Source organism: Bradyrhizobium sp. JHI2711, assembly GCF_056156565.1.
Genome location: NZ_JBPZPT010000005.1, coordinates 97,517 through 118,700, shown reverse-complemented (window position 1 = coordinate 118,700; position 21,184 = coordinate 97,517). Strand labels below are relative to the sequence as shown.

Sequence of the window (21,184 nt, the reverse complement as noted above, 5' to 3'; positions counted from 1 at the left end):
TTGATTGCTAAGGCGTTACGGCGCGATCCTGTTAACGATGATTAAGAATGTCTTAATTGCGGGCATTTCATTCGCGACGCTCTGCCAATAGGATGTTGCAGAAATTGGCGGACAAGCCGTCCGGGTGGGGACGGCTCGGAGATCCGCGCAAGCGGCATGATCCGGTCTGTGGGCTTGCGTCGCGCGCAGGGCTCGCGGGGGGACGCGTACAAGTAACGAGGGCTCGGACTGAACATGGCGAACACTCCGAAAAAGGTCAAAGACCCTACAGAAGTTGCGCTTTCTGCAATCCAGGAAGCTCTGAACATCAGCGACACCGCGGCCGATACCAGCCGCAACGCCGCAATGCGCAACGAAACGGCGCCCCCGGTGCCGCCGGCCGCGCCTCCGGTCTTCGACGAGCCGAGCTTCGAGCCGCGCCCCGCCGCCAACGAGCGCTCGACCGTGTTCGACCCGGTCGAGGAGCCGCGCACCGCGCGCCGCGCCGCCAACGACGATCGCGAGACCATCGGCCAGCTGCTCCAGGCGCTGCAGAAGGGCCGCCCTGCCCGCAGCGTCTACACCTTCGCCACCATCTTCGCCGGCATCTGGCTCGCCGCCTGCGCCGCGCTGACCGTCGGCTTCCTGCCCTCGATCCAGGCCGCCATGGGCCAGAGCGGCGGCGTGCTCGTGATCGCTGGCCTCGTCGCGATGTTCTTCGCGCCGGTCATGCTGTTCTACTTCCTCGCGAGCCTCGTCTGGCGCGGCCAGGAAATGCGCATGATCGCGCAGGCGATGGCGCAGGTCGCGATCCGCTTCTCCGAGCCGGAAGGCTCGGCCTCCGATTCCATGGTCACCGTGGGCCAGGCCATCCGCCGCGAGGTCGCGGCGATGGGCGACGGCATCGAGCGTGCGATCGCGCGCGCCGGTGAGCTCGAGACGCTGGTCGCCAATGAGGTCGCCGCGCTCGAACGCGCCTATTCCGACAACGAGGTGCGCATCCGCGCTTTGCTCCAGGACATCGCGCATCAGCGCGACAACCTGGTCGGCCAGGCCGAGCAGGTTCGCAGCGCCATTTCCGGCGTGCAGATCGACCTGCGCCACGACATCGCGCTGATCTCGGACGCGATCGCCTCCCGCGTCGACGAGGTGGCCAAGTCGATCACCGGCGCTCTGGAAGAGCGCGGCGCCCACATCACCCAGGCGCTGAGCAATGCCGGCGACAACATGATCCTGGCGCTCGGTGAGCGCGGCGGCGACCTGCTCGACCGTCTCGAGGAGGCCAGCAACGAGACCACGCGCGCCGTGCTCGACGCCAGCGAGCGGCTGACCACGAGCCTCAACTTCAAGACCGGCCACGTCCACGACGAGTTCGTCGACCTCGCCGACCGCGTCCACGAGATGCTGAACGAGCGCATCGACCGCATCACCGGCGAGTTCGAGCAGCGTTCCGCCGCGATCGTCGACGGCATCTCCGAGCGTACCGAGCAGGTGCACGATTCCTTGAAGAACTCGTCGGACTCGCTGCTGCTCGAGCTCGAGCTGCGGTCCAACGACATCTCCGCCAAGATCGACGACGCCGGCAATCGCCTCGCCGGCCAGATCATGACGAGCGGTGACAAGGCCAGCGAGGCGCTCGACGCCACCGTCAACGCCCTGGTCGCCAAGGTCGTCAGCCAGACCGAGACCGCGCACGATTCGCTGTCGCTGCAGATGAGCGCGTTCGACGAGCTGGTGAGGAACCAGGGCACCGAGCTGGTCGAGAAGTTCGCCCGCGATTCCGGCACGCTGGGCGCGCTGATCACCCGCCACATCTCCGAGTTCGACCGCACCGTGAAGACCTTCGGCGGCGAGATCGTCGAGCGCATGGGCCAGCGCACGCAGGACATCGCCGAGACGCTGAAGACCTATGTCGACGATTTCGACACCCGCTTCACGTCGAACGGCGGCCAGATCACGGCGGTGCTCGACCAGCGCCTCGTGCAGTTCGAGACCACGATCGGCGAACGCGTCGGCAATATCGACGCCTCGCTGAACGGCAAGATCGCCAGCCTCGACGGCACCATCCAAGGCCACATCAGGACCTTCGACGAGCAGCTCGTCGGCCGCGTCGCCGCGCTCGAGCTGTCGTTCGACAGCCGCGCGAAGTCGATGACCGAGACCATCGACGGACGCATCAACACGCTGGCGACGTCGCTGAGCGACGGTGCCGCGCAGGCGATCCAGTCTATCGACTCCCGCCTCACCTACCTCACGACGTCGCTGACCGGCGGGGCGTCGCAGGCCATCGAAACAATCGATGCACGGCTCAATCACCTCACGAGCTCGCTTACCGACGGTGCCTCGCAGGCCATTGAAACCATCGATGCGCGCCTCAACCACCTCACGAGCTCGCTGACCGACGGCGCATCGCAGACCATCCAGTCGATCGACACCCGCCTGACCCACCTCACGACCACGCTCACGGGTGGCGCGACGCAGGCGCTCGAATCCATCGACTCCCGCCTCACCTACCTGACCACCGCCGTGACCAACGGCGCATCGCAGGCCGTGCAGTCGATCGACACGCGCCTGACGCTGCTGACCTCGACGCTCACCGACGGCACCGCGCAGGCGATCGAGGCGGTCGACCGCCGCATCACCGGCGTCACCGAGATCATCGACGGCCGCAGCACGCATCTGACCGACACGGTCACGGCACGCTTCCAGGAGATCCAGCAGGCCATCGAGACCAAGGTCGGCTCGGTCGCCAGCGACATCGACGTGCGCGTGGCTCAGTTCGAGGACCTGCTCGGCTCCCGCGTCGAGGCCGTCGCCGGCCGCATCGAAAGCAGCGGACGTCAGGCCAGCGAGGACATGATGTCCCGCGCCGAGATGATCTCGACCGCAATCCGCTCGCATGTCGAGGACGCCGAGCGCTCGCTCACCAACCTCGTCGTCAACACCAGCGAGACCATCCAGACCGGCGCGCGCACCGCCCAGCAGTCGCTGCTGACGGTCTCCTCCGATGTCAACGCCCAGCTCAAGATGACCTCCGCCGAGGTCGAGCAGGCGCTGACCGCAGTCGGCACCGGTGCGGCGAACTCGATCCTGACCAGCGCGCGCGAAGCGCAGTCGACGCTGGTCGCGGCCTCGGGCGAAGCCTCCACCCAGATCAAGGGGCTCGCGGCCGACGTCGAGCGCACGCTGTCGGCGGCGGGCTCCGCCACCGCAGCCTCGATCCTGGCCGGCGCCCGCGAGGTGCAGACCACCCTCGTCACCGCGTCCTCGGATGCGGCGAGCCAGGTCAAGACCCTCACCGCCGACGTGCAGCGCTCGCTGTCGATGGCCGGCACCGCCACGGCGGAGTCGATCACCGCCGGCGCCCGCGATGCGCAGAGCACGCTGATCGCAGCCTCGACCGAGACCGCAAACCAGATCAAGGCGCTGTCCTCGGACGTGCAGCGCTCGCTGACGATGGCGGGCACCTCGACGGCCGAGACCATCATGAGCGGCGCCCGCGAGGCCCAGAGCACGCTGGTGACGGCGTCCTCGGACGCGGCGAGCCAGGTCAAGTCGCTCGCAGCCGAAGTGCATCGCTCGCTCTCGCAGGTCGGCCAGACCACTGCCGAGACGATCACCACCAGCGCCCGCGACGCCCAGAGCACCCTTCTTGCTGTCTCCGCAGAACAAACCAGCCAGGTCCGTTCGCTTGCGGCCGAGATGCAGCGCGCGCTGGCGACCGCCGGCGGCGCCACCATCGAGGCGCTCACCAGCGGCGTGCGCGAGGCCCAGGGTACGCTGATCTCCGCCTCGACCGATGCGGCGGGCCAGATCAAGTCGCTGACGACGGACATCGAGCGCACGCTGACCGCGGTCGGCGCCGACACCGCCTCGACCATCCTCAACAGCGCGCGTGAAGCCCAGATCTCGCTGACCTCTACCTCGGCCGACGCCGCGAGCCAGATCCGCACGATCTCGACCGAGATCGAGCGTACGCTGAGCGCGGCCGCCGCCAACGCGACCAACGACATCCAGACCAGCGCGCTCAACGCCCAGAACGCGCTGATCTCCGCCTCCAACGAGGCGAGCTCGCGCGTCAAGTCGAGCTCGGCCGACGTCGAGCGCTCGGTGCTCGCCGCCAGCTCCAGCTTCGGTCAGGCCATGACCGGCAAGACCGACGAGATCGTCACCTACGTGCAGCAGCAGGCCGACCGCCTGTCGAACATGATCGACGCCAAGCGCGGCGCACTGGTCGACGCGATTGGCTCCAAGACCAGCCAGCTCACGCTCGACATCGACCGCGTCACCTCCGACGCGCTGAAGTCGATCGAGACGCGCGGCCAGGCCTTCTCGCAGACCATGATGGGCAACGGCTCGGAAGTCGCCCGCACCATCAACGCGGCGAGCGAGGTCGCCACCAGCGCCGTCGGCAAGTCGCTCAAGGACCTCGAGCAGGCCTCGCGTTCCGCGATCGACCAGTCGCGCCAGGTCTCGATCGCGGCCGTCACGGAGATGCAGGAGACCAGCAAGATCCTGCGCACCGACACGGTCGCCCTGTTCGAGCGCCTGCGCGAAGGCAACATCCTGCTCCAGGAGGTGCTGACCGGTGCGCACGACAACCTCAACTCGCTCGAGCGGGCGCTGGTGACCCGCGTCGCCGACTTCGTCTCGGCGATGAACGACGTCACCTCGCGCAACGGCGCGGCGACGCAGAACCTGGAAGAGCAGCTCAACGTCTTCAACAGCAAGACCACGAAGGCGCTGCAGGATCTCGGCGAGCTGTCGACCCAGTTCGACAAGCATGGCCAGGCGCTGGTCGAGGCCGCGCAGGTCGTCGAGCAGAGCAACAAGAACACCACTGCCTCGCTCGCCGAACGCAAGCAGGCACTGGAATCGCTCGTCACCACGATCGACCTGCGCACGGCCGATCTCGACCAGCGGCTGTCGCGCTTCACCGGCCTGCTCGATGAATCGCTTGCCGCGGCCGAAGAGCGCGCCCGCGACATCGCCCGCGTCGTCGCCGAGACCGCCGGCGCCGGCTCGGCCGCGATCACCCGCCAGTTCGAGGCGGTGCGCGCGGCGTCTGAAGAGGAGCACCGGCAGACCATCGAGGCCATGCACGACATCTACCGCCAGACCACGGACGAGGCGGATACGATGTTCAAGCAGTCGACCGAGAAGTTCACCAACCTCGTCGCCAGCATGAAGCAGATGGCTTTGGAGATGCACAACGAGCTCGAAGCCACCCGCAACGAGCTGCGCCGCGGCGTACTCGAGATGCCGCAGGAGGCCGCCGAGAGCACGGCGCAGATGCGCAAGGTGATCGTCGACCAGATCGAGGCGCTCGCCGAGCTCAACCGCATCGTGGCCCAGCACGGCCGCGGGCTCGACGTCACCACGGCGGGCCGCGCCAGCGTGCAACGCCAGGAAGAGCCGGTGCTGGCCGCCGTCGGCGGCCGGGCTCCCGAGACCCGCATGCGCGACATCGGCAGCGCCTCGACGCTGCCGCCGCCGGACCTCGGCATGCCGGCCGGGCGCCGCACCGAAGCGCCGCCGGTCGCGCCCGGTGGCAACGACCAGGGCCGTGACGGCTGGCTGTCGGACCTGCTCAACCGCACCGACGCCAATCAGGGCGCACCGGCCGGTCAGGCTCCGCGTGGCCGCGCGGCACCCGCGCCGCAGCCGCAGGCGCCGCAGGCAAGCAGCAATCCGCTGGAATCGCTGTCGCTCGACATCGGCCGGCTGATGGACCGCAACCTCGCCGCCGAGATGTGGGACCGCTACCAGCGCGGCGAGAACAAGGCCTTCACCAAGCGCCTGTACACGCCCGCCGGCCAGAAGGCCTTCGACGAGGTCGCCCGCAAGTACCGCGCCGACCGCAACTTCAAGGGCACGGTCGACCGCTACGTCGCCGAGTTCGAGCGCCTCCTCGACGAAGTCGCCCGCGACGGCCGCGGCCCGCAGGAGCTGCGCAGCCACCTGATCTCGGAAACGGGCCTGGTCTACACCCTGCTCGCGCACGCGGCGGGCCGGCTGGGGTGAGCGGAAGCTCGCCAATGGCGAATTGCGAATAGCGAATAGCGAATGAAAACGGAGCCCTCGCGGGCTCCGTTTTTGTTTGGGATCGATCCGTGAGGAAGGCTGTATACGCTACTCGCTATTCGCCACTCCCCATTCGCGCTTTCCTACCGCCTACCGCCTCGGCGCTGCCGCAGGCTTCGGCGGCTCGGGCGGCGGGGCGGGCTGCGACGAGTTGCTGGCGCCGAACAGGACGCGGGTCGGGTTGCGGTCGAAGTTGTTCACGGCGCGGCTAATGTCGCCGAGGGTGCGGCGGCCGTCGGCCATCAGAGCGCCCGAGCGCTTGTCGAAATCTTCGGCTAGCTCGCGGATCGACTTCACCGCCTGGAACAGCTCGCCGCCGTCCTTGCCGCCGGCCAGCGTGTTGAGGCCGAGCATGAGATTGTCGGCCTTGAGCATGACGCCGTCGACCTTGGCCATCACGGCGTCGATCTTTTCGGAATTGCGCGCCAGCGAGTTGGTAAAGGTCTCGAGGTTCTTCAGCGAGTTCTTCACCGATTCCTGATTGTCGGCGACGATCTTGTTGACGTTCTGCAGCGTGGCGCGGATCGCCTCGGTGACATCCTGGAGCTTGTTGGGGTCGGCCGTGAGCGTCGGGATGCCGTCCTGGTCGAGCGGCGGAGCCGGCGCGGCCTCCTCGCCGCCCTTCAGCGAGATCGCCGCAACGCCGGTGAGACCCTGGAATTCGAGGCCGACCAGGGTGTCCTTGCGGATCGGGGCGTTATTCTCGATCATGGCGAGTGCGACAACCCGCCGCGGGTTGTCCAGCTTCACCGAGACCACCTCGCCCACCCTGATACCGTTGAAATTGACGCTGCCGCCGTTGCGCAGGCCCGCCGCCGGGCCCTCGAACACGACGCGCAAGGGGCTGCGCTGCTTGGTCGTGTGCAGCGACTGAAACCACAGCACGAAGCCGATCGCGGCGGCGATCACCGCCAGCGTGAACGAGCCGATCAAAATGTAGTTCGCCCGCGTTTCCATCAGGTGCTCCGGCTACTCAACCCAGCTCTCAACCCATGACCGCGCGGGCGCGCTTGCCATGAAAATACTGCCTCAGCCAGGGATGCTGCGAGGCCTGCATGTCGGCGATCGACCCTGCCGCAATGATCTTACCGTTCCCTAAAACGGCGATGCGGTCACATGCTGTGTATAGGCTGTCGAGGTCGTGGGTTACCATGAAAACCGTCAGCCCCAAAGTGCGCTGCAGGGTCCGAACCAGCTCGTCGAAGTCGCCCGCGCCGATCGGATCGAGGCCGGAGGTCGGCTCGTCCAGAAAGACGAGGTCGGGATCGAGCGACAACGCACGCGCCAGCGCCACGCGCTTGATCATGCCGCCGGAGAGTTCGGACGGGAAACGCTCGGCGACCTCGGGCTTGAGGCCGACCATGGTGAGCTTGGCCATGGTGATCTCGTCCATCAGCCGCTGCGAGACGCGCAGATATTCGCGCATCGGAAACTGGATGTTCTGCCGCACGGTCAGCGATGAGAACAGCGCGCCCTGCTGGAACAGGACGCCCCAGCGCCGCTCGACGTCGCGCCGCTGCGTCGTGCTCGAGGAATCGAGATCAACGCCGAACACTTCGATGGAGCCCGCGACCTTCGGCACGAGGCCGATGATGGTGCGCGTCAGCACCGACTTGCCCGCGCCCGAGGGGCCGACAAATCCCAAAATCTCGCCGCGCTTGACGTCGAGGTTGAGCCCGTCCAGCACGCGCGTGGCGCCGAACTGCACGGTGATGCCGCGGACGCGGATGATCGGGTCCTGGATCTCGCTTTGAGTTTCTCTTGCCATCGTCACATCCCGATCGAGGCGAAGAAGATGGCGAAGATGCCGTCCATGACGATGACGAAGAAGATGCCCTTCACCACCGACGCGGTGGTGTGCTGACCCAGCGATTCCGCGCTGCCCTGCACGGCGAGCCCTTCGACGCAGGCGACGATGCCGATCACGGCGGCCATCACCGGCGCCTTGACGATGCCGACGATGAAATGGTCGATCGAGATGGCGTCGCGCAGGCGCAGCAGGAAGGCCTCGGGCTGGACGCCGCCATAGAGCCAGGCCACCAGACCGCCGCCATAGAGCGCGGCCATGGCGCCGAGGAATGCGAGGATCGGCAGCGCCAGCACCAGCGCCATCATGCGCGGCAGCACCAGGACCTCGATCGGATCGAACCCCATGGTGCGCAGCGCGTCGATCTCCTCGCGCATCTTCATCGAGCCGAGCTCGGCGGTGTAGGCGCTGCCCGAACGGCCCGCGACCATGATCGCGACCAGGAGCACGCCGATCTCGCGCAGCACCAGCACGCCGAGCATGTCGACGACGAAGATGTCGGCACCGAACCTGCGGAAATGGAAAATGCCTTGCTGCGCGATGATGCAGCCGATCAGGAAGGTGATCAGTACGATGATCGGCACCGCGCGCCAGCAGACCTGCTCCATGTGGTGCACGGTCGAGGTCAGGCGGAACGAGCGCGGATGGATCAGGACGCGAAACCACGCCGCGAGCACGGCGCCCAGCATGTCGACGAGGCCCGCCACCGTGCCGGCGACGCCGGCCACGGCCCGTCCGATCTGCTCCAGCATGCCGGAGATGGTGATCGGGTCGCTGTCGACCACCGCCGCCCCCCTGACCCGCCGCACCTCGTCCACGAGGCTGGAATAATTGGCGGAGAGGCCCGCGATCTGGGCCTCGACGGGTCCCTTGGTCAGGCTGCGGCGCAGCCGCTCGATCAGCCAGGCGCCGAACGTGTCGAGCTTGGCGACCTCGGAGACGTCGATGAAGATGCTTTGCGGGGTGTCTGCAAGCTTCTCGGCGTCGGCGACCATCCGCTCCAGGACCGGCGCAAAGCTCGCGGTCCAGGTGCCGGTGGCGCACAGTGCCAGGGCGTTGCCCTTGGCAATCCGTTCCAGCTTCGGATCGCCACTCATGTCCGCTCCCGTGCCGGGGCGGAGAAAATCAGATGGTTGCGCACGCGCCCTTACCCAGAGAAGGTATCCCCAAGGGTTAATGTTAGTTGCTAGAGGTAACTAGCAGGTTCAGATTTCGCCAGAGTTCAAAATGACTTCCATGAAATTTGCAGCTTTGGCGGCGCGAATCGAGCGCTTCCCGATCGCCGGCAGTTTTACCATCAGTCGGGGCGCCAAAACCGAGGCCGTCACGGTCGTGGCGGAGGTCAGCCGGGGCGGCCTGACCGGCCGCGGCGAATGCGTGCCCTATCCCCGCTACGGCGAGACGCCGGAGGCGACGCTGGCCGCGATCCAGGCCATGCAGGAGGCCGTCGCGGGCGGGCTGACGCGAGAGACCCTCCAGGCCGCAATGCCATCAGGTGCGGCCCGCAACGCCCTGGATTGCGCCCTGATCGACCTCGAGGCGAAGGCGGCGGGCTTGCGCGCCTGGAACCTGCTGGGCCGCCCGGCCCCGGAAGAGCGCACCACGGCTTACACGATCTCGTTAGCGACCCCAGAGGCCATGGCAGCCGCGACCGCCAAAGCGGCGCACCGTCCGCTGCTCAAGATCAAGCTCGGCGGCGACGGCGATCCGGAACGCATCGCGGCCGTGCGCAAGGCCGCCCCTGAGGCCGAGCTGATCGTCGATGCCAATGAGGCCTGGACCGAGGCCAATCTCGAAGCCAATCTCGCCGCCTGCGCCGCTTCGGGCGTCACCCTGGTGGAGCAGCCGCTGCCGGCAGGCCGCGACGAAGCGCTGGCGCGCATCAAGCGCCCCCTCGCCGTCTGCGGCGACGAGAGCGTGCATGACCGCTCTTCGCTTGCGCCCTTGCGCGAACGCTACGACGCCGTAAACATCAAGCTCGACAAGACGGGCGGCCTCACCGAGGCGCTGGCCATGGCCGATGCTGCCCGGGCGCTCGGCTTCGAGATCATGATCGGCTGCATGGTCGCGAGCTCGCTGTCGATGGCGCCGGCGATGCTGGTGACGCCCCAGGCGCGCTTCGTCGATCTCGACGGCCCCTTGCTGCTGGCGCGCGACCGCGACCACGGCCTGCGTTATGACGGCAGCCTGGTCTACCCGCCGGATGTTTCGCTCTGGGGCTGAGCCGTGAGGCGATGCCGCGCCGACCAGATCAGAATGGCGCCGGCAGCGGCCATCGCGGCCATGACGTAATAGACATTGTCGCCGATGCGGGCGTAGATCGCGCCTGATGCGATCGACGTCGCCGCCCCCAGGAGCCCGTTGCAGGCGGCGTAATAGCCCTGCCCGCGCGCGATCTGATGCGAAGGCACGCGCTGCACCAAAAGGTTCATGGTGCCGACGATGGTCAGGCCGAAGCTGAAGCCGTGGCCGAGCTGGGCGATCGCGAGCAGCACGAGCGGCGGCTCGCTCGCGGTGACGATCCAGCGCAGCACGGCGATCACGCCGCCGATGGCTATCAGCGTGGACGGCTGCAGCGAGAAGCGCGGCGACAGCGCGAACACGACGATCTCTGCCATGATGCCCAGCGTCCACAGCACCGCGATGGTCAGCCCGCTGATGCCTTGGAGCTGCCAGTTGATGGCCGAGAAGGTGTAGAAGGCGATGTGACTGCTCTGGATCAGCGCCGCCGACGCGATCACGGCCCAGAAGGCTGCATCGCGCAGCAGCGGCTTGCCGGCATGCCGCTCCGGCGTCCTCCGCCTGAGATCGTCGAGCGGCTGCAGCAGCAGGCTGGCGAGAACCGCGACGACGGCCCAGGCGACGATGACCCAGATCAGGTCGCGCGGAGCGACGACGTCGACGAGATAGCCGCAGGCGAGCGAGCCGGCGGCAAACGCCGCCGACCCCCACAGCCGCAGGGGTCCGTAATCGAGCCCGTAGCGGGCGACACCGCGCAACGCATAGGCATCGGTCAGCGGCATCGTCGGCGTCCACACCATGCAGGTCAGCGCGTAGACCAGGAACAGCGCCAGCGGCTGCTGCTGCAGGCCGACCATCGTAAATCCGATCGCGGTGGCCAGCGCCGACACCATGATGGCGGCGCGAATGGCCTGCCGCTTTTCGGCAAAGGCGGTCACTTGCGGCAGCGTGGTGAAGCGCGTGATCGCCGGCAGCGCGGCGATGATGCCGATCCAGACAGCGTCAATGCCGATCGCCTTCAGCCAGACCGGGAAGAACGGCACATGCGTGCCCAGGACCGCAAAGAAGGCCGAATAGAACACGGCGAGGCCCACGGCGAATCGCCGCTTCGTCGCTGCCGCGATGGGGATTTGTGATTCGGACTGCATCAAACCAATTGCGATTCGGTCGATATCGTGGTGATCGTTACAGTAACGCGCACTGATTTGCGCGACGAGATTGTCATGGCCAACGAAGCATTCGCCCTCTCGCCCATGTCTGCCCGCGCGGCCGCGCCGAACGAGCAGGATTACGACGCGATCCGCGAAGCCTTCATGGAGACCGCGCGCGGCCGCTGGTTCCTCGGCGAATATGCCAAGCGCAACCGCAATGCCGACACGCGCATGGTGCTGGATGCGGTCGCCAAAATCGAGGAAACCCTTGCGGCACAGCGGCAACCAGTCGTCGAAGACCGCCTGCCCGAGGCGCTGGTCGAGATCCGCCGCGCCATCCGCGAGGCCGAGACGATCGCGCTCGCCGCGTTCGATCCCGGCGCGATCGAGGCGAGTCTCGCGCCGATCCCGCGCGGGGTGCGCATCATCAAGGAGATCTCCTGGCGCTGGCGCGAGATCGGCGCCGACGGGCGAATCTGCGACCTCATTGATTCGCAGCTCGCCTCGATCGAGGCCGCCTGCGGGCAGATCTCGACCCTCGATCCCCGGATCGAGCTCAAGGCTGCGTTCGATCTGCTGAAGGACCGCGTCGAGCAGCTCGACGGCGACGCAACGCCACAGGCCGCTCCGGCTCCGACGCAGGAGGCGCCGTCATCAGTCGCAGCAGCCTCGCCCGTCGAGATGGCGGCGATGGCGGGCGATGCATCCGTGGCTTTTACGGAGACGCGCGAAGAGATCGCGGCAGCTCCGGAACTCGATGCGGCCGTCGAAGCAGCGGCCGTCGCTGAAACCTCCGCCATCGCCGAGCAGGCCATGGACGCGGCTGCCGCACAGGGGATCGCGGCCGAAAGCCAAATCCCTGCCGAAAGCGCGGCGCTCGAAAACCTCGCGCCTGATGATGCCGAGCTCGAAGCCGTCGCGTTTGAAGAGCCGGCCGCTCAGCCGGAGGTCTTGACGGAAGCAAGCGAGGAGTTCTCGCTCGACGCCGCAGCCGAGGCCGAGGACGAAGCCATCCTCGAGGCCATCGCGATGGAGATGGCCGCGCCCGATCCCGAGTTTGACGAGATCATCGAGCCGGTGGAGATGGCAGCCGCGACGCCGGAGCCGGCGCTCTCGGATGTCGTGGCGCCTATTGCCACCGAACAGCCGGAGCCGGTCGCAGCCGAGCCTGTCCTCGCAGCCATCGCCGAAGAGCCCGCCGCGGACGCGCCGATCGCGCTGGACTCGCTCGCGCGCCTCACCGACGCCATCGCGGAAGCCGCCGCCGAAGTGATGGAGCAGCAGGCGCCCGCCGTGGCGGCCGCAGCATCATTGGCGGCAGCCCCGACCGCGACGCTGCCGATGCCCTCGCCCCTGCCCGCGTCCATGTCCGCGTCCATGTCCGACGCCTCGCTCGGCGCCACCATCCTCGCCAGCGGCATCTTGCAAAAACCCCGCGCACCGGCCAACGACCCGCTCGCCCCGATCCGCCGCATGACCCAGGCCGAGAAGATCGCGTTCTTTTCGTAAGGGGCGCGCACTCCCCCCACACCGTCATTGCGAGCGCAGCGAAGCGATCCAGGCTGTCTCCGCGGAGGATTCTGGATTGCTTCGCTGCGCTCGCAACGACGACGGTCGATCTTGGACCTCACGCCCATGTCCCCCACCGAAGATGCCCTCACTCTCTGGCGGCCCGTCGGTCCAAAAGAGCTGGAGTTGATCCAGCAATCCGGCATGCGCGCGTTTCCGCCGCGCCTGCCCGACCAGCCGATCTTCTATCCGGTGCTGACCGAAGACTACGCCATCAAGATCGCGCGGGACTGGAATGTCCCGGCGAGCGGATCGGGCTTCGTGACCCGTTTTGCAGTCAAGCGCAGCTTCATCGAAAAATACGATGCGCAGGAAGCGGGCGGACGCTCACATCTGGAGTACTGGATTCCGGCCGAGGACCTCGATGCGTTCAATGCCGCAATCGTCGGCTTGATCGAGGTCGTCCGCAGCTTTCCCTGACTGTCAGCGCCTCACCCGCAATTCCAGATCGGACCGATCGGCGTGCGCGTCCAGCACGGGCCATAGCTGCCGCCGTTGTAGCGGCCGCCGTTGAATCCGGGGCGACCGAAATAGTGCCACTCGCCGTCCCAGCGATAATATTGTGGAACCGGGTCGATGTACCAATGGCGCCGGTCGGCGCGCGACAGGCGGCGCATGGCGTCTTTCTGCTTGTAGAGCGGGATGCTGTTGCTGAGCGGCTGCCGATAGCCCGGCAGGAAGCCGTAGCCCTTCCAGACCGGCTTGGGGCGCTTTTGCACGGGCTCGGCCGGTGCCACAGCGGGCAGCAGCGACAGGACGACAGCAACGAAGAGACACAGAAGGCGAGACATGAATCGACGATAGACAGGCGGATGCGAGAAGGCCACTCAAATTCGAGTGCGAGGCGTTTCGTCCCAGCAAACGCCAGTAAGACGACTAGCCGATCTTCTCGCGCACATGCGCTTCAACGCGGTCCAGGACATGTTCGAGCGAACTCTCGGCCGTATCGAGCACCAAGTGCTCCCGATCCCACGGCTCGTAAGTCAGGCTCACGACGTCATCCCAGGTTGGAACCCTGTGACCGTCAATGTCGGGCAGCCGGTTTTCCACGCGCTGCCGGTGTAACGCCGGTTCGCTGCAAATCACTTCAATCTCGACGATGCCTGCGCCGGTTCGCAAGGCAGTCTGCCGCCATCCGGCGCGGCTTGCCAGCACGGGATTGACGCAGTCCGCGATGACGATGCGCCCGAGCTTGAGGTTTTCGGCGGCGAGCGTGTTGGCAACGGCATAGCCGGCTGCGCCGACGATGAAACCTGCGTCCCGCAACGGCTGCTCGATCGCATCGATACGAAGATAGGTTGCCGCCAGCCTGGCGGTGAGTTCGCGAGCGATCGTCGTCTTACCGGTACCTGGAAGGCCGCCGAACACGATCAGTGAGGATGGATGCTTCATGATATTCCTAACCGATCACGCCCTTCCTGATCAGGAAGCAGCCATAGCCCCTGCTGTCACCGACCTGCACGACGCCAAAGCCTGCCGCTGCCGCGCGATAGAAATCGGGACGCGCGAGCTTGCCGGGCGTGACCGGCCGGCCAGCCGCACGTGCGATCTCCGCGAGCACGGCGCGCTGCACCTCGGGCACGCGGTCGGGATCGTCGACCGGCATCATCACACGCACCGGATCGGGATCGAAATCGTCGAGCGGATAGACCGACATGATGGCCCGGATGGCAGTTTCCATCGTCATGCCCGGCAATTGGATCAGGCGCTGCGACGAGGTGCTCTGCGCGATCCGGGTGGCGGGGTGATTGGCGTCGACGAACACGAGGTCGTCGCCATGGCCCATCGCGGCGAGCAGCCAGAGCAAATCGGGGGTGAGGATCGGATCGATCGATTTCAGCATGTGGCGGACGTCCTCCCAATCGATCGCTAACCATAACAGGTTCCGAGCGTGATTCAGATCACGGAGGCCAGCATGGTGACAGGGATCACGGACCGCAAGGGTCGAACGCGGCCAAGCTTGCGCGCAACCAATCTCGCATCGAGATGAGTGCCAAAGGAGCACGCCATGTTCCGCCTAAAGCCCTTTTTCATGACGGCGAGCCTGCTGGGAAGCCTGTTCGGCTTCGCCTGCGGGCCCGTTTCCGCGCAAGTCGCCCCCGTGCAGCCTGCCCCCACCGCGCTGCAAGGCCCGGAGCAGCGGGTGGCGCTGGTGATCGGCAATGCCAACTACCAGAACGCGCCGCAGCTTGCGAATCCCGACGATGACGCCCAGTCGATGGCGCAGTTCCTGAACTCCGCCGGGTTCGAAGTGGTCGCCGCGACCGACTTGACCCAGAACGACATGCTCCGCGTCGTCCAGGACTTCTCCGCCAAGGTCGCCTCGCGCGGTCCGAACACGGTGGCGATGGTCTATTACGCCGGTCACGGCGTGCAGCTCGCCGGCGAGAACTATCTCGTTCCGGTCGACGCCAAGGTCTCCAGCCCGACCGAACTGGTCAACAATTCGCTGCGCCTCGTCGACGTGATGTCGACGCTGGAGACGATCCCGAGCCGCATGCGCATCGTCATCCTCGATGCCTGCCGCAACAACCCTTTCCCTGAAATCAACGACGCCGGCCGAGGCTTGGCAATCGTCGATGCGCCGAACGGCTCGATCGTCGGCTACTCGACCGCGCCAGGTGCCGAGGCGCTCGACGGCACCAATGGCCACAGCCCGTACACACAGGCGTTCCTGAACGTCGCGCGCGAGCCCAACGTGCCGATCGAGCAGCTGTTCAAGCGCGTGCGCCTGCAGGTCAACCAGACCACCAGCGGCGCGCAGATTCCGTGGGAGAGCTCGTCATTGACGAGCGACTTCACCTTCTTTGGTGACACCGCCGTTGCCGCCAACCGCGCGCCGGTGAAAGCGCCGGTCGTGCAGATGGCCTCCAATTTGCCGAGCCGCTCCACCCGCCAGGCCTATGACTACGTCGTGTCCGAGGGCCGTCCGGAGTACTATCAGGAGTTCATCCGGATGTACCCGCACGACCCGCTGTGCGACCACATCCGCTGGCTGCTCAACAACATCCTGATCTCGCAGGCCTGGCACAAGGCGGTGCTCGCCAACTCGCCGCTCGCCTACAAGAGCTTCTATGACAGCTACGGCAACAGTCCCTATGCGCAGGTCGCGCTGAAGCTGCAGGTGCAGCCGAAGCAGATCCCCCTGATGCAGGCGACCAAGTTCCTGGCGCCGCAGACCATTGCTCCGGCGATCAAGATCGGCAATCTCGGCCAGCCCAAATACATGCCGCTGATGCAGCAGGGCAATGGCGCGCAGGTGAACGGCAATCTGCCGGTCGTGCAGAAGCCGCTCGACGGCAATGTCGTCGGCAAGCTCGGCAATGGCGGCCAGATCGTCACCCTGCCTGCCGGCAACAACCAGCCGAACCCGCAGAACGGCACGCCGCCGCAGACCCCGAGCAAGATCGTCACGCTGCCTGCGCCGACCAACACGGTCAACGGCAAGGTCGGCATCGGCAAGATCGTGACCCTGCCTGCGACCAGCACCATGCCGAATGGCGGCACCATCAAGCCGGGCAAGATCGTGACCATGCCGGTGAATGTCGGCAAGGGTGGCCCGAACATCGAGTCGAAGCCGGTCAACGTGCAGACTCCGAACCGCCCGATCCGGCTCAACAACGGCAACACCGGCATCGTCAAGCTCAACAATAACCCGGTGAAGAAGGTGCAGGTGCAGACCAACGTGCAGAACACCCGCCCGCAGCTCAACACGATGCCGAGCCGCATGGTCAGCAGCAACAACAACTTCCGGCAGTCGATGAACCAAGCGCCGAGCATGAACAATGGCGGCAACCGTCGCGGCGGTTTCACGCACTGATTGCGGCGAGCGAGACGACAGAGGGGCAGAGCGGAAACGCTCTGCCCCTTCTTCATGTCTGTTCTTGGTCATTCCGGGATGCGCCGTAAGGCGCAGGCCCGGAATCCATACTCCCGATCGTGGTTATGGATTCTCAGATGCGCAATTGCGCATCATAGCTCTCGCTGCGCGAGCCCCGGAATGACGATCAGGCCACCAGCTCCGCGAACAGTTCCGCATCGACATTGCCGCCTGACAGCACGATGACGACGTTCTTGCCGGCCACATCAAGGCGGCCCGCGAGTAGCGCAGCAAGCCCCACCGCGCCGCCGGGCTCCACCACCAGCTTCAGCTCGCGATAGGCAAAGGCGACCGCCGCGCCGACTTCCTTGTCCGACGCCGTGACGCCGCGCGCCAAGAGCTTGCTGTTGATCGCAAACGTCATCTCGCCCGGCATCAGGGCCATCAGCGCATCGCAGATGGTGCGGCCGGCCGGCGGATGCGGCTCGCGATGGCCTGCGCTGAGTGAAATGCCGTGATCGTCGAAGGCCTCGGGCTCGGCGACCACGATCTCGGCTTGCGGATAGCGCGCCTTCACGGCGGTCGCGACACCCGCGATCAAGCCGCCGCCGGAGGCCGGCGCCACCACGATGTCGGGGCCGAGGCCGAGCGTTGCCATGTCCTCGGCGATCTCGCGGCCGGCGGTGCCCTGCCCTGCGATCACGAACGGATCGTCGTAGGGTTTGACCAGCGTCGCGCCGCGCTTCTCGGCAATGCCGCGCGAGATCGCCTCGCGGTCGTCCTTGTCGCGGTCGTACAGCACGACCTCGGCGCCGTAGGATTTGGTGCGCTCGCGCTTCGACAGCGGCGCATCCGCTGGCATCACGATGGTGGCCTGCATGTCGAGGATCTTTGCCGCCGCCGCCACGCCCTGGGCGTGGTTGCCGGAGGAGAACGCAACGACGCCGCCGGCGCGCTTGTCCTGCGGGATCGAGAACACCTTGTTGAAGGCGCCGCGGAACTTGAACGAGCCGGTGCGCTGAAGCATCTCCGGCTTCAGGAACACTTTCGCACCGACGCGCTCGTTGAGCACGGGGAAGGACAACAGCGGGGTGCGGATGGCGTAAGGCGCGATCACGCGCGCTGCGGCATCGATGTCGGCAGGGCCGACCGGAAGGGCCTGTTCGGTCATGGCGGAATGCTATCGCGGCCGATCAGGCCCGGGCAAGACACCTCCGCGAGAGGATTTCTTGCCTCAAGCCACGAAACGCGGCTGTTCCGCGGCGTTCCGACCGGGCAGCACCGCCCCGACCGCCAAAATGCTGTCGATAAAGACCGTTGCAGAGGCCTCCCAGGTGTAATTGGCGGCGAACGCGACGCAGTCCTGCCGGGAGATATCGAGCGCGGCGAAGCAGGCATTGCGCAGATCGTGATCGAGCGCGCCCACCGGCGCATCGCCAATCACGTCGCGGGGACCCTTCACGGGGAAGGCCGCGACCGGCAGGCCGCTCGCGAGCGCCTCCAGCAGGACCAGGCCGAAAGTGTCGGTCTTGCTCGGGAACACGAACACGTCGGCGGCCGCGTAGATATCCGCCAGTTCGTCGCCGTGCTTCTCGCCGAGGAAGATCGCATCGGGGTAGGCCTCTTCCAGCGAGGCGCGCGCCGGGCCGTCGCCGACGACCACCTTGGTGCCGGGTAGGTCGAGGTCGAGGAACGCCTCGAGATTCTTCTCGACTGCGACGCGGCCGACCGACAGGAACACGGGTGCCGGCAGGCAGAGATCGATGACTCGCGGGTGGAATAACGTGGTGTCCACGCCGCGCGGCCACAGCACGACATTGTCGAAGCCGCGCTCGGTCAGTTCGCGCGCGAGCGCCGGCGTCGCCGCCATCACGGCGCGACTGGCGCTGTGGAAGCGCCGCAGCGCCCGCCAGATCAGCGAGCCCGGCACTGGCACGCGGGCGCGGACATATTCGGGAAAGCGGGTATGGAAGCTGGTCGTGAACGGCAGCTTGCGCTGGCGGCAATAGCGGCGGACCATCAGGCCGATCGGCCCTTCGGTCGCGATGTGGATGCTGTCGGGACGTGCCTCCTCGATCAGCCTTGCGATCCGGGCCGGGCGCGGCATGGCGAGGCGCACGTCGCGATAGCTCGGCATCGCGAAGGTGCGGAACGATTGCGGCGTCAGGAACGTGAACTCGACGCCGAGCGCTTTTGCAGCGTCAGAGAGCTTGGTCAGCGTCCGAACCACACCGTTGACTTGCGGGTGCCAGGCGTCGGTCGCGACCAGGATGCGCATCAAGTGGTCCTTGTTATGCAGCTCTAGCTGCGACCTGTGGCACCTGCTCCGGCTTCCGCAACTGATCCGCCCAGGTGATGATCTCGAAATGGCCGTCGTCATGCTCGACCAGGGCGGTGCAGCTCTCCACCCAGTCGCCGCAATTCATGTAGCGGATGCCGGCCTCGTCGCGGATCACGGCGTAGTGGATGTGGCCGCAGATCACGCCGTCGGCCTGGTGACGCCGCGCCTCGGCGGCGAGCGCCTGCTCGAACGCGCCGATATAGTTGACGGCGTTCTTGACCTTCTGCTTGGCCCATTGCGACAGCGACCAATAGGGCACGCCGAACAGGCGGCGGAAGAAGTTGACCAGGCGGTTCATCTGGATCGCGAAGTCGTAGGCCTTGTCGCCGAGATGGGCGAGCCAGCGCGCGTTCTGCACCACGAGATCGAAGATGTCGCCGTGAATGACGAGATAGCGCTTGCCGTCGGCGCCGGTGTGAACCGTGTTCTCGACCACGTCGATGCCGCCGAAATGCGTACCGTAATAGTTGCGCAGGAACTCGTCGTGATTGCCGGGAATGTAGATGACCTTGGCGCCCTTGCGCGCCTTGCGCAAAAGCTTCTGGACGAGGTCGTTATGCGATTGCGGCCAGTGCCAGCTCGATTTCAGCGCCCAGCCGTCGACGATGTCGCCGACGAGATAGATCGTATCGGCATCATGGTAGCGCAGGAAGTCGAGCAGAAGATCGGCTTGTGAACCGCGGGCCCCGAGATGGACGTCGGAGATGAACAACGTGCGAAAGCGCCGCTCCGGGCTCTCGTCACTCACATCGTAACTTCCCATGCGCCAGCCTGTAACAATGTCCCGTGACAGGGGGATGACCGATTGAACCCTTGAGGCACCTTCAAATACGAATCACGCCTTGCCTCGCCCTCCCCGCGAATATCAGTCGCATGCGACAATCAGGCGACATGGCGCCGCAGGGGCGCAAGCCCCCGCTCTTCTCTGAGGCAAACCTCCCCGCGGCACATCCTTCGAGACGCCCGCCCTTGGCGGGCCCTCAGGATGAGGACCGAGTGTGCGGCCCTAGCTTCAACGGGCACAGTGCTGCTTAGCCTCATCCTGAGGAGACCGCTGGAAGCGGTCGTCTCGAAGGATGGGGCGCGCGTTCAGGTGCCCGCCTCAGTAGAACTTGTGGAAATGATGGATCGGCCCGTGGCCGTGGCCGACGCTGAAGCGGTCGGCGGCGGCGATCGCGGCGCTGATCCAGGCCTTGGCGTTGCGCACGGCGGCCTCGAGGTCCTCGCCCCTGGCCAGCCCGGCCGCGATGGCGGAGGACAGCGAGCAGCCGGTGCCATGGGTGTTACGGGTGGCCACACGCGGCGCGGCGAGCGCGATCGCGGTCTCGGCAGTGACGAGATAGTCGGTGCTCTCGGCGCCCTCCCCGTGCCCGCCCTTGATCAGGACGGCGCGGCAGCCCAGCGCCAGCAGGCGGCGTCCCTGGCTTTCGATCTCGGCCTCGCTCGCCGCCACCGGTGCATCGAGCAGGGCCGCAGCTTCCGGCAGGTTCGGCGTGATCACGGCAGCCAACGGCATCAGCCTGGCGCGCAGGGCGTCGACGGCTTCAGCGGCGAGCAGGCGGTCGCCGGAGGTCGCCACCATGACGGGATCGAGCACGACATGCCGCGGCGACCAGCGCGACAGCGCGGCCGCGATGGCATCGATGCTGGCGGCCTGGGCCACCATGCCGATCTTCACCGCACCGATGTCGAGGTCGGAGAACACCGCGTCGATCTGCTCGGTGACGAACCCGGCCGGCACCGCGTGAATGCCGGTCACGCCGCGCGTGTTCTGCGCCGTCAACGCCGTGATCACGGAGGCGCCATAGACGCCGAGCGCGGCAAAGGTCTTCAGGTCCGCCTGGATGCCGGCGCCGCCGCTCGAATCGGAACCGGCGATGGTGAGTGCGACCGGGGTCGTCATCGCGGGAGACATGTGCTTGAGGAGGCCGCCATGGCCTCTCGTAGCGCGACCGTGGAACGTCAGCAAGCGCGCCGGGCCGCCGCCAGGCGTGATTCGCGAACCGATTGCGCGCCTTGCGAATCAGTCGGACACCGCGCGGACCAAGGCCCGAAATGATGGGGGCTTGAAAATGCAACGGCGCCGGACCCTTGCTATAGTCGCGTACCTTAGCGTGCTTCGCCGGTTACGCGAGACGTCAGGTGGTGGAACCGTCCAGCGCCCCCATGTTGCGGGCCGCCGGCCCCGCAAG

16 protein-coding genes are annotated in these 21,184 nt (G+C 66.6%); 5 read left to right on the top strand and 11 right to left on the bottom strand.

Features of this window, described 5'->3' with window-relative positions:
* Positions 1–234: 234 nt before the first annotated feature.
* On the top strand, positions 235–6,003 hold the full coding sequence (locus tag ACTEK7_RS31190) for an apolipoprotein A1/A4/E family protein (RefSeq protein ID WP_225148300.1): 5,769 nt from the start codon (positions 235–237) through the stop codon (positions 6,001–6,003).
* Between the two features lie 150 nt (positions 6,004–6,153).
* Here the strand turns inward: ACTEK7_RS31190 and ACTEK7_RS31185 are convergent, their stop codons facing one another.
* Genes ACTEK7_RS31185 through ACTEK7_RS31175 form a run of 3 tightly spaced genes read right to left on the bottom strand, consistent with a single transcriptional unit; the run spans position 6,154 to position 8,967 of the window.
* Complete coding sequence (locus ACTEK7_RS31185; RefSeq protein WP_036015558.1) at positions 6,154–7,020, bottom strand: MlaD family protein; 867 nt, start codon at positions 7,018–7,020, stop codon at positions 6,154–6,156.
* 28 nt (positions 7,021–7,048) lie between these two features.
* A complete protein-coding gene (locus ACTEK7_RS31180) occupies positions 7,049–7,831 on the bottom strand; it encodes an ABC transporter ATP-binding protein (protein ID WP_225148299.1) in 783 nt (260 codons plus the stop codon).
* A gap of 2 nt (positions 7,832–7,833) precedes the next feature.
* The gene (locus ACTEK7_RS31175; protein ID WP_225148298.1) at positions 7,834–8,967 is read right to left on the bottom strand and encodes an MlaE family ABC transporter permease; all 1,134 of its coding nucleotides are present in this window, start codon (positions 8,965–8,967) and stop codon (positions 7,834–7,836) included.
* Positions 8,968–9,097: 130 nt separating this feature from the next.
* Between ACTEK7_RS31175 and dgcA the strand changes: the two genes are divergently transcribed.
* Complete coding sequence (gene dgcA / locus ACTEK7_RS31170) at positions 9,098–10,093, top strand: N-acetyl-D-Glu racemase DgcA (RefSeq protein WP_225148297.1); 996 nt, start codon at positions 9,098–9,100, stop codon at positions 10,091–10,093.
* Here dgcA and ACTEK7_RS31165 read toward each other — a convergent pair.
* Entirely contained in the window at positions 10,063–11,259 is a 1,197-nt protein-coding gene (locus ACTEK7_RS31165) for an MFS transporter (RefSeq protein WP_225148296.1), read from the bottom strand. The genes dgcA and ACTEK7_RS31165 overlap by 31 nt on opposite strands.
* A 75-nt stretch (positions 11,260–11,334) precedes the next feature.
* On the opposite strand from ACTEK7_RS31165, the gene ACTEK7_RS31160 reads away from it, so the two are divergent.
* The gene (locus tag ACTEK7_RS31160) at positions 11,335–12,771 is read left to right on the top strand and encodes a hypothetical protein (protein ID WP_225148295.1); all 1,437 of its coding nucleotides are present in this window, start codon (positions 11,335–11,337) and stop codon (positions 12,769–12,771) included.
* A gap of 126 nt (positions 12,772–12,897) precedes the next feature.
* Positions 12,898–13,251 carry an ADP-ribosylation/crystallin J1 gene (locus ACTEK7_RS31155; protein ID WP_225148294.1) on the top strand — a complete coding sequence of 118 codons (354 nt, stop codon included), beginning with the start codon at positions 12,898–12,900 and terminating at the stop codon, positions 13,249–13,251.
* A gap of 11 nt (positions 13,252–13,262) precedes the next feature.
* Here ACTEK7_RS31155 and ACTEK7_RS31150 read toward each other — a convergent pair whose 3' ends face one another.
* From ACTEK7_RS31150 to ACTEK7_RS31140, 3 genes are all read right to left on the bottom strand, one after another.
* On the bottom strand, positions 13,263–13,622 hold the full coding sequence (locus ACTEK7_RS31150) for a hypothetical protein (protein ID WP_036015565.1): 360 nt from the start codon (positions 13,620–13,622) through the stop codon (positions 13,263–13,265).
* A gap of 85 nt (positions 13,623–13,707) precedes the next feature.
* On the bottom strand, positions 13,708–14,223 hold the full coding sequence (locus ACTEK7_RS31145) for a P-loop nucleotide/nucleoside kinase family protein (protein WP_225148293.1): 516 nt from the start codon (positions 14,221–14,223) through the stop codon (positions 13,708–13,710).
* A gap of 7 nt (positions 14,224–14,230) precedes the next feature.
* Positions 14,231–14,674: an RbsD/FucU family protein gene (locus ACTEK7_RS31140; protein WP_036015548.1), complete on the bottom strand. Its 444-nt coding sequence runs from the start codon at positions 14,672–14,674 to the stop codon at positions 14,231–14,233.
* A gap of 165 nt (positions 14,675–14,839) precedes the next feature.
* On the opposite strand from ACTEK7_RS31140, the gene ACTEK7_RS31135 reads away from it, so the two are divergent.
* Entirely contained in the window at positions 14,840–16,651 is a 1,812-nt protein-coding gene (locus tag ACTEK7_RS31135; RefSeq protein ID WP_225148292.1) for a caspase family protein, read from the top strand.
* A gap of 187 nt (positions 16,652–16,838) precedes the next feature.
* On the opposite strand, the gene ACTEK7_RS31130 is transcribed toward ACTEK7_RS31135, so the two are convergent.
* The 4 genes from ACTEK7_RS31130 to thiD all read right to left on the bottom strand — a co-directional run bounded on the left by ACTEK7_RS31130 (position 16,839) and on the right by thiD (position 20,895).
* A complete protein-coding gene (locus tag ACTEK7_RS31130) occupies positions 16,839–17,822 on the bottom strand; it encodes a threonine/serine dehydratase (protein ID WP_225114178.1) in 984 nt (327 codons plus the stop codon).
* Positions 17,823–17,885: 63 nt separating this feature from the next.
* A complete protein-coding gene (locus tag ACTEK7_RS31125; protein WP_225148291.1) occupies positions 17,886–18,929 on the bottom strand; it encodes a glycosyltransferase family 4 protein in 1,044 nt (347 codons plus the stop codon).
* A gap of 13 nt (positions 18,930–18,942) precedes the next feature.
* The gene (locus tag ACTEK7_RS31120) at positions 18,943–19,755 is read right to left on the bottom strand and encodes a UDP-2,3-diacylglucosamine diphosphatase (protein WP_109143147.1); all 813 of its coding nucleotides are present in this window, start codon (positions 19,753–19,755) and stop codon (positions 18,943–18,945) included.
* Between the two features lie 339 nt (positions 19,756–20,094).
* On the bottom strand, positions 20,095–20,895 hold the full coding sequence (gene thiD / locus ACTEK7_RS31115; protein WP_225148290.1) for a bifunctional hydroxymethylpyrimidine kinase/phosphomethylpyrimidine kinase: 801 nt from the start codon (positions 20,893–20,895) through the stop codon (positions 20,095–20,097).
* Between the last annotated feature and the right edge of the window lie 289 nt (positions 20,896–21,184).